This is a genomic window from Rhodovulum sp. YNF3179 (genome assembly GCF_050586465.1).
GTDB lineage: Bacteria > Pseudomonadota > Alphaproteobacteria > Rhodobacterales > Rhodobacteraceae > CAJXYS01.
In genome coordinates this window covers 388545-399443 of the sequence record NZ_JBOCEG010000005.1, presented here as the reverse complement: position 1 = coordinate 399443, position 10899 = coordinate 388545, and the positions used below count along the sequence as shown (strand labels likewise).

General features: G+C 67.3%; 9 protein-coding genes, 1 tRNA gene and 1 pseudogene. 2 read left to right on the top strand and 9 right to left on the bottom strand.

The window, feature by feature from the left end; translation table 11 throughout:
• The 3 genes and pseudogenes from ACQ5SP_RS11640 to ACQ5SP_RS11630 form a co-directional block, all read right to left on the bottom strand.
• A pseudogene (locus tag ACQ5SP_RS11640) lies at positions 1-227 on the bottom strand (hypothetical protein); the annotation flags it as partial.
• Between the two features lie 481 nt (positions 228-708).
• Positions 709-785, bottom strand: a tRNA-Pro gene (locus tag ACQ5SP_RS11635).
• A gap of 44 nt (positions 786-829) precedes the next feature.
• Positions 830-1795, bottom strand: coding sequence for a DMT family transporter (locus ACQ5SP_RS11630; RefSeq protein ID WP_430938536.1), 966 nt, complete (start codon positions 1793-1795; stop codon positions 830-832).
• Positions 1796-1877: 82 nt separating this feature from the next.
• On the opposite strand from ACQ5SP_RS11630, the gene ACQ5SP_RS11625 reads away from it, so the two are divergent.
• Positions 1878-3500 carry a Na/Pi cotransporter family protein gene (locus ACQ5SP_RS11625; protein ID WP_430938535.1) on the top strand — a complete coding sequence of 541 codons (1623 nt, stop codon included), beginning with the start codon at positions 1878-1880 and terminating at the stop codon, positions 3498-3500.
• 1 nt (position 3501) lies between these two features.
• Here the strand turns inward: ACQ5SP_RS11625 and leuB are convergent, their stop codons facing one another.
• Together leuB and ACQ5SP_RS11615 are read right to left on the bottom strand one after the other, a co-directional pair.
• Complete coding sequence (gene leuB, locus ACQ5SP_RS11620; RefSeq protein ID WP_430938534.1) at positions 3502-4608, bottom strand: 3-isopropylmalate dehydrogenase; 1107 nt, start codon at positions 4606-4608, stop codon at positions 3502-3504.
• Positions 4609-4666: 58 nt separating this feature from the next.
• Positions 4667-5569 carry a LysR family transcriptional regulator gene (locus ACQ5SP_RS11615; RefSeq protein ID WP_430938533.1) on the bottom strand — a complete coding sequence of 301 codons (903 nt, stop codon included), beginning with the start codon at positions 5567-5569 and terminating at the stop codon, positions 4667-4669.
• A gap of 87 nt (positions 5570-5656) precedes the next feature.
• Here ACQ5SP_RS11615 and ACQ5SP_RS11610 point away from each other — a divergent pair, with 87 nt between their 5' ends.
• On the top strand, positions 5657-6547 hold the full coding sequence (locus ACQ5SP_RS11610; protein WP_430938532.1) for an epimerase: 891 nt from the start codon (positions 5657-5659) through the stop codon (positions 6545-6547).
• On the opposite strand, the gene ACQ5SP_RS11605 is transcribed toward ACQ5SP_RS11610, so the two are convergent.
• The 4 genes from ACQ5SP_RS11605 to leuC form a co-directional block, all read right to left on the bottom strand.
• Positions 6494-7546 (bottom strand): endonuclease/exonuclease/phosphatase family protein, encoded by a 1053-nt coding sequence (locus tag ACQ5SP_RS11605; protein WP_430938531.1) that lies wholly within the window; start codon positions 7544-7546, stop codon positions 6494-6496. The two genes, ACQ5SP_RS11610 and ACQ5SP_RS11605, sit on opposite strands and share 54 nt — an antisense overlap.
• 14 nt (positions 7547-7560) lie before the next feature.
• Positions 7561-8376 carry a hypothetical protein gene (locus tag ACQ5SP_RS11600; RefSeq protein WP_430938530.1) on the bottom strand — a complete coding sequence of 272 codons (816 nt, stop codon included), beginning with the start codon at positions 8374-8376 and terminating at the stop codon, positions 7561-7563.
• A 246-nt stretch (positions 8377-8622) separates the two neighbouring features.
• Positions 8623-9228: a 3-isopropylmalate dehydratase small subunit gene (gene leuD / locus ACQ5SP_RS11595; RefSeq protein WP_430938529.1), complete on the bottom strand. Its 606-nt coding sequence runs from the start codon at positions 9226-9228 to the stop codon at positions 8623-8625.
• An 11-nt stretch (positions 9229-9239) separates the two neighbouring features.
• Entirely contained in the window at positions 9240-10646 is a 1407-nt protein-coding gene (leuC, locus tag ACQ5SP_RS11590; protein WP_430938528.1) for a 3-isopropylmalate dehydratase large subunit, read from the bottom strand.
• Positions 10647-10899 lie beyond the last annotated feature (253 nt).

The window sequence follows — 10899 nt, the reverse complement described above, 5'->3', positions numbered from 1 at the left end:
GGGTCGAGGGCCGCGGAAATCCGACGGATCGTGCCGCCCTTTCCGGACGCGTCCCAGCCCTCGAACACGATCACGGCGGACCGGCCGAAAAACAGATACGCCTGCTGGATCCGCATCAGTTTCTTCTGAAGCCTGCCGAGCTGCGCTTCGTATCTGGTCCTGCCGAGGCGCCGTGTCATGTCCAGGTCGTCGAGCCGGGGTGCGGCGCTTTCTGCGTGGCTTGTCATGTCAATTCAATCCCCTTGCGCCACCCCGCTAAGCTGACACATGCGATCCGATGTTGCCAGACTGCTTTGGGATAGACGCGACGGAACATGGCCAAAAATGTCTGCGAGGCATAACTGAGGGCACCGTCCAGAGCTGACATTCCGGCGTCGCCATCTAACGGCAGCTCAGGGCCGGAAAGAGCCGTTCCCGTCGTACCACCATTGCCAGGATCCGGACGATGGAAGTGACCATCCCGGAGCTCGTTTCTCGGATGTCACGCGCGCAAGTCACACCTGTACGAAATATCTCTCGCATGCTTTCCCAAAGTCATGAAACCGATCGACTCACAGGGGGTGACGCGCCGGACGAAAGGTATTTCAAGGGTTTTCGGAGAGGTATCGAACCGTGTCTGTCCAAGCACCTGAAGCGGAGTTTCTGGGTACATACCCAGAAACTCCGCGCTTTCCACGAAAAAGGGCCCGCGCGGGGCCCTTGTTTTATTGGTCGGAGTGGCAGGATTCGAACCTACGACCCCTGCCTCCCGAAGACAGTGCTCTACCAGGCTGAGCTACACTCCGACCGTGGCGTGGCAATTATCCAATGCCGCGGCGGTTTTCAAGGACTATTGCGACCTCGACCGGCGGAATCGCAGCCAGACCCCGACACGCGGCAGGATGCCGGCCTCGAAACGCGGCTGGAGCGATCCGGACACAGGGCGGTGGGCCGACCCGGCCCGGCCCTCGCGCACCAGGATATAGAGCCCGCTGCCGATGATGAGCGCGGCACCGAGCGCGGTCGCCGGATCCGGTCTTTCCCCGAAGAAAAAGATCCCGTAGCCCGTCGCCCAGAGGATCTGCGAATACTGCATGGGCGCGATCACGCCGGCCTCGCCGGTCTTGTAGGCGGTGATCAGGCAGAGCATCGCCGCGAAGCCGAGCACGGCGACCAGCGCGATGAGCCCGAGATCCGACGCCGGCATGGGGCGGTAAAAGAATGGCAGCGCGACCGCCATCACCGCGAAGTTCGCGACCATCGGGTAGAGCAGCAACACCGCGTTGCGTTCGAGATGCCCGATGCGGCGCACCACGACGGACGCCGTCGCGCCGCCCAGGGCCGCGGCCAGCGCCGCGACATGGCCGGCCCCCAGCGCCGAGTCGCCGGGACGCAGCACCACGAGCACGCCGGCGAGCCCCACGATCACCGCAAGCCAGCGCCGCAGGCGCACCCGTTCGCCCAGGATCGGGATCGAGAGGACGGTGACGATCAGCGGCGAAGCGAAAAGGATCGCGTAGACCTGCGCGAGCGGAAGCGTTGCAAAGGCGTAGAACGCGGAAAGCCCCGTCACCACCACCGCCCCGGTCCGGAGCGCGGTCCACCACGGGTGACGCGGGCGCAGGTTCTCGTCGGCCCGGTCATGCAGCAGCATCAGCGTGACCAGCGGGAAGCTCAGCAGCACGCTGAAAAAGAGCAGCTGCACAGGCGCGTAGGTGCCGCCGAGAACTTTGACGATGACATCGTGGGTGGCGAAGATCCCGAAGGCCGCGAGCCCGAAGAGCGCCCCGCGCAAATTGGCGCCGCCCTGTGTCATCGTTGCCGACACGGGCGCCGCGACATCGCGGCCCACCCCCTGGGCCGTCGCCAATCCGTCACAAAACTTTTACATTCGCACGATGTGGACAAATCTCTTCATCATCCTGGGCGGGATCGGGCTGTTCCTGTTCGGTATGCAGTCGATGACCGGCGGAATCAAGGAACTGGCCGGGCCCGGATTGCGCCGGATGCTGGGCCGTTTCACGACCACCCCCGCGACGGGCGCCCTGTCCGGGGCGGCCGCCACCGCGGTCGTCCAGTCCTCCAGTGCGACCACGGTCACGGCGGTGGGTTTCGTGGGCGCGGGGCTGCTGACCCTGCCCCAGGCGCTCGGGATCATCTTCGGGGCCAATATCGGCACCACGGTGACCGGCTGGATGGTGATGGTGTTCGGGTTCCGGATGGATCTCGGCACGGTGGTGCTGCCGCTCTTGCTGGCGGCCGCGCTTGCGCGGATGTTCTTCTCCGGGCGCGCGGCGCAGGCCGGCAGTGCCGTGGCGGGTTTCGCGCTGATCTTCATCGGGCTCGACATGTTGCAGGACGGGATGGCGGTCTATGGCGACCGCATCACGCCGGCCGATTTCCCGGATGACAGCCTCTGGGGGCGGCTGCAACTGGTCATGCTCGGCGCCGCGATCACCGCCCTGACCCAGTCGTCCAGCGCCGGGGTCGCCGCGGCGCTGGTGGCCCTGGCCGCCGGGTCGATCAACTTTCCGCAGGCCGCCGCGATGGTGATCGGCATGAATATCGGCACGACGGCGACGGCGCTGATGGGGGCGGCCGGCGGATCGCACCGGATGCACCAGACCGCCATGGGCCACGTGATCTACAACCTGGCGACCGGGTGCCTGGCCTTCGGGCTGCTCGACCTCGCGGCCTGGGCCCTGGCCGCGCCCCTGGCCAACGGCGACGCGCAGCTGGCGCTGGTCATCTTCCACACCGCCTTCAATGTCGCGGGCGTCGCCCTGCTGCTGCCCTTTACCAACGGGTTCGCGCGCATGGTGCAACGCCTCATTCCCGAACCGGCCGACTCGCTGACGGCCGGGCTCGACGAGCGGCTGCTCGCGGACCGGGCCGCCGCGATCGACGCGGCCACGGGCACGATGCGGCTCTTGGTGGACGAAGCCTTCGCCCTGCTCTCGGCCCTGATCGCCGCCCGCGGCACATCGCGCCAGCGCCAGTGGCGGCTGGCACGGCTGGCCAGCGGGCTCTCGGACGTAAAGACCTATCTCGCACGGATGCCCGCCGCGCGGGACGGCGCCGACACGGGCGCCATCGCGGCCCGGCACACGGCGCTGCTGCATCTGCACGATCACCTTGTGCGGCTGGTCGGGCGGCTCCGGCAGACCGAGCGCATCGCCGAACTGCCGCGCGACGGACGTCTGGCCGAGGCCGCGCAACGGATGGTGGATGTCCTGGAACGGGTCACGGAAACGGAAACCGAGTCCGCGATCCAGGCGGTGGACCGGCTTCGCGGCGGTCTCCGTGACGAACGCAACCGGTTCCGGGCCGACCGCCTGGCCGAGGTCGCCGCCGGCGGGGCCCCCGAAGGCGACGTCTTCGCGCGGCTGGACGCGATGCGCTGGCTGCATCGCGTCGCCTATCATGTCTGGCGGATCCTCGTGCACCGGGCCGAACTGCGTGCCCACGCCCCGGTGCCGGCCGGCGCGGCGGCCAGCGAGGGACCGCCGCCCGAGAGCTGACTCAGAGCGAGGCGTCGAGCGCCGCGACGACGGCGTCGCCCATCTGGCTGGTCGAGACGGGCTCCACGCCCTCTTCGCCCAGCAGGTCCGCGGTGCGGACACCGTCGGCCAGCACCTTCTCGACCGCTTGCTCAAGGCGGGTCGCCTCGTCGCCCTGGTCGAAGCTGTAGCGCAGCGCCATGGCGAAGCTGAGGATGCAGGCAATCGGGTTCGCCTTGCCCTGCCCGGCAATATCGGGCGCCGAGCCATGCACCGGCTCGTAGAGCGCCTTGGGCCGGCCATTGGCCATCGGCGCCCCGAGCGAGGCCGAGGGCAGCATGCCGAGCGATCCCGTCAGCATCGCGGCCGCGTCGGACAGCAGGTCGCCGAAAAGGTTGTCGGTGACGATGACGTCGAACTGCTTGGGCCAGCGGCAAAGCTGCATGGCCCCGGCATCGGCATACATGTGGCTCAATTCGACCTCGGGATACTCGCGGTCATGAACCTCCTGCACGACCTCTCGCCAGAGAATGCCGGACTCCATGACGTTGGCCTTTTCCATCGAGCAGACCTTGTTGCCGCGCTTCTTCGCCATCTCGAAGGCCGACCGCGCCACGCGGGCGATCTCGCTTTCGGTGTAGCGCTGGGTGTTGATGCCGACGCGTTCGTTGCCCTCCGTGACGATGCCGCGCGGCTCTCCGAAATAGATGCCGCTGGTCAGCTCGCGCACGATCATGATGTCGAGCCCGGCGACCACGTCCTTTTTCAGCGACGAGAAATCCGCCAGCGCGTCGAAGCACTGGGCCGGGCGCAGGTTGGCGTAGAGGTCCATCTCCTTGCGCAGGCGAAGCAGGCCGCGCTCAGGCTTCACGCTGAAATCGAGGGCGTCGTATTTCGGCCCGCCCACGGCGCCGAGCAGTACCGCGTCCACCTCCTGGGCCTTCTCCATGGTGGCGTCGGTCAGCGGCGTGCCATGCGCGTCGTAGGCCGCACCGCCCACGAGATCCTCGCTGACGTCGAAGGCGAGGCCGCGCCGGGCACCGTACCAGTCAATGATCTTGCGGACCTCGGTCATCACTTCGGGACCGATGCCGTCGCCGGGCAGGATCAGCAGGGAGGGATTGCTCATGTCTCGTCATCTCCGTCGCAAGGGGTCGGAGACCGGGTAGCCGCTGGCCGGCGGGGGGTCAAGGCGCGGCGGCGGTGATGCGCGTCAGACCCTCCGCCAGGCGGTCCCAGACCCGGCGGATGCGCGGCGTGCGGCGCAGCGCCTCGTGGGCCACCAGCCACATCGGCAGCTTCGGAACCGGGAAGTCCGGGATGACCGGAACGAGATCGGGCAAACGATCCGCTACGATGTTGGGGATAATGCCGATCCCGCAGCCCGCGCGAACCATTTCGATGCAGATCGCGTGATCGTCACAGCGCGTCGCGAAGAAGGACCGGTCGAAATGAAGGCCGACGCTGCGCATGCCGTTGACGATGACATCGCTCTTGTCGAACCCGACCCAGTCCGCCTGCATCAGGTCCTCATGCGTCCGGGGCATGCCGATACGCTCGATCAGTTGCCGGGCCGCGAACATGCCCATCGGCAGATGCGCGATCTCGCGGGCGACGAGGTCCAGCTGCTTCGGGCGGTACATCCGCACCGCGATGTCGGCCTCGCGGAACAGGATGTTGTCGCTGAAATCATTGGGGTTGAGCTCAATCTGGATATCGGGCGTCTCGGCCCGGAGGCCGGCGAGGATCGTGGGCAGGAGGTGGTGCGAGATCGTCGTGCTGGCCGAGAGCCGCACGGTGCCCTTCAGCTCTGCGCCGCATCCCGCCGCAGCCATGCCGAAACGCTGCGCGGCAGCCTTCATTTGGCGGGCGTCCTCGAGCAGGTCGCGCCCGGTCTCCGTCAGCTCCAGCCCGCGTGAATGGCGGCGGAACAGCGGCCCGCCGAATTCGATCTCGGCCGTTCGCATCTGGCGGCTGAGCGTCGGCTGGCTGACCCCGAGATCGCGCGCCGCGGCCGACAGCGATCCGGATTCGGCGACCGACAGGAAAGCGCGGATCAGGCCCCAGTCTGGATCGGCATTGTTATTCATGACTGAATATCTGACATGATATTTCTTTGAATATCAAAACAATTTATCATGACTAATTATCGAGGTGCAAGAACATGGGGCTCGCTCATGACCGGAACCGCACTGATCCTCGGCCGCACCGGGCGCTTCGGACGCCACGCCGCCGAAGCATTCCGGAACGCCGGATGGCATGTGCGCTTTTTCAACCGCAGCTCGGACGACCTCGTTGCCAGGGCCAGCGGTGTGGATGTGATCGTGAACGGGCTGAACCCACCCTATCCGCAATGGGCCGAGATCGTGCCGGAGATCACGGCCCGTATCATTGCGGCAGCAAAGGCGAGCGGGGCCACCGTACTGGTGCCCGGCAATGTTTATGTCTACGGCCCCGACTCGCCGGAGCTGCTGCATGAGAAAACGATCCACCTAGCGACCAACCCACTGGCGCGGGCCCGGATCGAGATGGAAACAGCCTATCGCGACGCCGGCGTTCCGACCATCCTTCTGCGGGCCGGCGATTTCATCGACACCAGGCCAAGCCTCAACTGGTTCGATCTCGTCGTCGGGGACGACCTGATCAGCTATCCCGGCCGGCTCGACGCGGCGCATGCCTGGGCCTTCCTGCCCGATCTTGCCCGTGCCGCGACCGATCTGGCGGCCCAGCGCGACAGCCTCGATCTCTTCGAGGAGGTCCCGTTCCCCGGGTATACCCTGACCGGCAGCGACCTGGCCGCCGCGGTCGGCCGCGCGACCGGCCGCGTGCCACGGGTGAAGCAGATGACCTGGCTGCCGCTCCAGTTGGCGCAGCCGTTCTGGCCGATGGCCAAGGGTCTGCTGGAAATGCGCTATCTCTGGAACAAGGCGCACCGGCTGGACGGCACAAGGTTTGCGACGCTTCTGCCGGATTTTGCCCCCACCCCGCTGACCGAGGCGCTCGCCACCGCGCTGTCAAAAGGCGATGTCCACCCAGACGAGACCGTGGCGCGATCCCTCTCGGCCTGAGCCGGGCGTCTCCGGCCACATGATCCCCGCGCCGACCACGGAAAGCCCGGCCGCGGGCAGCACGTAGTCCACCCGCAGGTTGCCGGGTCCGCCCGGGCCGTCCGACCAGTCCGCCGTATCCTGCCCCGGATCACCGCGCTGCGCCGCGTTCGCGCCGCCCTGGCGCCGCGCGGCATCGGCACCGCGCGGGCTGGCGGGTGCTGGATCCTGCAGCGCCCCATGCCCGAGCAGCGACCGGATCGCCGCCTTGCGACCGGCCCCGTCCACGGGGTCGAGGTTGAAATCCCCTGCCAGCACGAACGCCTCCCCCGGCGGTTCCGCACCGGGGAGCGCGCCGTCGAGATAGAGCCGCCAGAAGGCGATCTCGTCGTGGTTCCGGCGTCCGTTCCGATCCTCGGGACCATCGAAGACCGGTGGCGTGGCATGCATGGCCAGCAGGTGCAGCACCCCGCCATCCGGGCGGCGCAGCGGAACGTCCCAGTGTCCGTTGCTCGAGAGGCGCTGCACCGCTGCCGCCTCGGGCGAGAGACCGGCACCCGGCATGAGCGCCCCCGGCAGATCCCGCCAGAGCATCGCGCTGAAATCCCGTGCCTCCCGATGCAGGATCGGCAGGCGCGACAGGATCGCCATGCCGCCCTGGCCGCTGAAATACCCGAAGCCCTGCGCATCGCGCGGGCCGCCGGTGCGCCCGTCCCCGTCGAGATCGATGCCGGTCGGCATGCCGGCATTGGGGCGCAGCGCGAAGCGATACGGGTAGTCGCGCCCCCGGTCGGAGAGACGCCGGGCCAGCAGGCCCAGCGCCCGACCCTCCATGTCGTAGTCGATACCCTGGAGCAGCAGGACATCCGCCTCGGCCGCGACGATCCGGTGCAGCACGGCGGCGATATCGGCGGCATCCCCCGCCTCGAGGTCGCGCAGAAACAGGCCCGGGCCCTTGCGGGCGAGTTCGGTGTTGAAGGTGGCGATCCGCAGCGGCTCGGCGGCCAGCGGCGCGGCCATCGCGGCCAGCCAGATCAGACCGGCATGAAGTATTCCGCGTCGCCGGATTCGTCGGACCGGTTGCGCTTGCGCTGCAACATGTCCGCAATCCGCGCCAGGGCGATGCCCCGCATGATGAGCCCGGCGGGCAGGAAGGCCCATATCGCCACCGTCCAGATCATGGTGTGATGGTTGATCAGCGCATCCGGCTTGAAGAGCCCGATGGCCACCATCGCGAAAAGCGGCACCACGAATGGCAGCGCGAGCCCTAACATCACGTTAATACGCGAGTCCCGGATCAGGTGATCGACCACGTCGCCGCCGGCGGTCGGGTCGAAGTTCGGCATGTTGATCCAGACATTGAAGGCGCCGGTCCGCGACGGCCAGTTATAGAGCCGCATCAGAACGGCGAAGATGCCGACGGTCATGAGCGAACTCAGGTAGCTGACCCCCACCGCGGCCCGCAGCAGCTCGACGAAGGCATAAGGGGCGTCCACCGGCAGCATCAGCGGCGCCAGCCGCACCGGGCTGAACGGGAAATCGATGACCTGCCCGATCAGGATGCCCACCCCGGTGACCAGTTCGGTCACGGGCGAGGGCACGCTCAGCCCGCGCACTAGAAGAGAGAGCAGCACGACATTGGCGAAGAGCGTCAGGAAGCGCAGCCGGTTGAACGGCGGCGCGAAGCGGAACTCGACCAGGCTGGGGAAGCGGGCCGTGTACTCGACGAAGGTGATCGCCCCGAGACAGAGCGCCACCGCGACGACCATCGGTCGGCCGTCCGGGTTCGCATCCGGCAACAACAGCGAGGGCGTGGCAACGAGAAGCACCACGAACGCCGCACGGATCATTGCTCCGAGTATCTGAAGAACCACTGCTCCTGAACCCTCAACCGTGACGGAACCCCGGTCTTGCTGCCGGATGGCCTGCCGCCGTTGCCCCCGCACACCTTGCAGACGGGGTGCCTCAATCGCGTAAACCCTGCGGCATCGCAGATTTTTCGTCAACACTGGTGGGGGTTTGGGGGGTCGTGCCATCCACGTTTCGTGGATGGCACTGTTTCTTCTTTGCATCACTGCCCCGGGGCAGCGCCGGGCTTACATCCAGGGCATGCGCGCGCGGTAGCCCGTCTCGAAACTGTCGATTGCCGCAACCTTCTGCAGCGTCTGGCCGATATCGTCGAGTCCTTCCAGCAGGCAATGCTTCAGGTGCGGGTCGATCTCGAAGGAAAACGCGGTCCCGTCGGATGCCGACACGGTCTGGTTTTCGAGGTCCACGGTGATCCGGGCGTTCTCGCCCCGGCCGGCATCTTCCATCAGGGCCTCGACCTGCTCTTGCGGCAGGGCGATCGGCAGGATGCCGTTCTTGAAGCAGTTGTTGTAGAAGATGTCGGCATAGCTCGGCGCGATGACGCAGCGAATGCCGAAATCCTTGAGCGCCCAGGGCGCATGCTCGCGCGAGGAGCCGCAGCCGAAATTCTCGCCGGCGATCAGGATCTCGGCGTTGCGATAGGCCGGCTGGTTCAGGACGAATTCCGGGATTTCCTTGCCGTCCATGTCATAGCGCATCTCGTAGAAGAGATTCACGCCCAGCCCCGTGCGCTTGATGGTCTTCAGGAACTGCTTGGGGATGATCATGTCGGTGTCGATGTTGACGAGCGGCATGGGGGCCGCGACGCCGGTGATCTTCTCGAACTTTTCCATGGCGTCGCTCCTTACGTCAGCTCGCGGACATCGGTCAGGCGGCCGGTCACCGCCGCGGCGGCGGCCATGGCCGGGCTCAGCAGGTGCGTGCGCCCGCCGCGGCCCTGGCGGCCCTCGAAGTTCCTGTTGGATGTCGAGGCGCAGCGTTCGCCCGGGGCCAGCTGGTCGGGGTTCATGCCGAGACACATCGAGCAGCCCGCCATGCGCCATTCGAAACCGGCCTCCTGCAGTTTCTGCGCGATGCCCTCTTCCTCGGCCTGGGCGCGGACGAGGCCCGAGCCCGGCACGATCATGGCGCGGATGCCGTCCTTGACCCTGCGGCCTTCCATGACCTTGGCGACCTCGCGCAGATCCTCGATCCGACCATTGGTGCAGGACCCGATGAAGACCGTGTCCACCTCGATCTCGGAAAGCTTCTGGCCCGGGGTCAGCCCCATGTAGTCGAGCGACCGGCGCGCGGCCTCGACCTTGCCGCCCTCGAACTCCTCGGGCGCCGGCACGACGCCGTCGATCGGCAGCACGTCCTCGGGCGAGGTGCCCCAGGTGACGACCGGCGCGATCTTCCCGGCATCCAGCGTGATCACCTTGTCGTAATGGGCGCCCTCGTCGGAGCGGAGCGTCCGCCAGTAGTCCAGCGCGGCTTCCCACTGCGCGCCCTTGGGCGCGTGCGGCCGGCCCATGACGTAGTCGAAGGTCTTTTCGTCCGGCGCGATCAGGCCGGCGCGGGCGCCGCCCTCGATCGCCATGTTGCAGACCGTCATGCGGCCTTCCATGGACAACTCGCGGATCGCCTGGCCGGTATACTCGATCACGTGGCCCGTCCCCCCGGCGGTGCCGGTGGCCCCGATGATCGACAGGGTGATGTCCTTGGCGGTCACGCCCGGCGGCAGCGAGCCGGTGATCTCCACCTTCATGTTCCTGGACTTCTTCTGGATCAGCGTCTGCGTGGCGAGCACGTGCTCGACCTCGGACGTCCCGATCCCGTGTGCCAGCGCGCCGAAGGCGCCGTGGGTCGCGGTGTGGCTGTCACCGCAGACGATGGTCGCGCCGGGCAGGGTCCAGCCCTGTTCGGGGCCGATGATGTGCACGATGCCCTGGCGGACGTCGGAGACGCCGTAATACTCGATGCCGAACTCGGCGGCGTTCTTCTCGAGCGCCTCGACCTGGATGCGGCTTTCCGCGTTCTCGATGCCCTTCTCGCGACCGACATTGGTCGGCACGTTGTGGTCGGGCACGGCGACGGTCTTTTCCGGTGCGCGCACGCCGCGGCCGGCCATGCGCAGCCCTTCGAAGGCCTGCGGGCTGGTCACTTCGTGCACCAGGTGCCGGTCGATATAGAGCAGGCAGGTGCCGTCTTCGGCTTCGTGGACGACATGGGCGTCCCAGATCTTGTCATAGAGGGTCTTCGGGGCGGTCATTTCTCTCTCCCGCGCGTGTCGGATGGTCGTGTTGTCGGAAAACGGGTCGGGCGGCCGGGCTCATAGCCCGGCGAAGACCGCCAGGGCCTCGGCGTGGAACCGCCAGGGCAGGCGGGCACGATCGTCCATGTCGAACACACGTCTCATGAGGTTCCAGATACAACTCCGGCGGCCCGCTATCAAGGGTCGGCGACGTCCCCTGGGGCGGCGCCGGGCGCGCGCTTGGCGCGGCGCGCCGGACATGCGACACTCA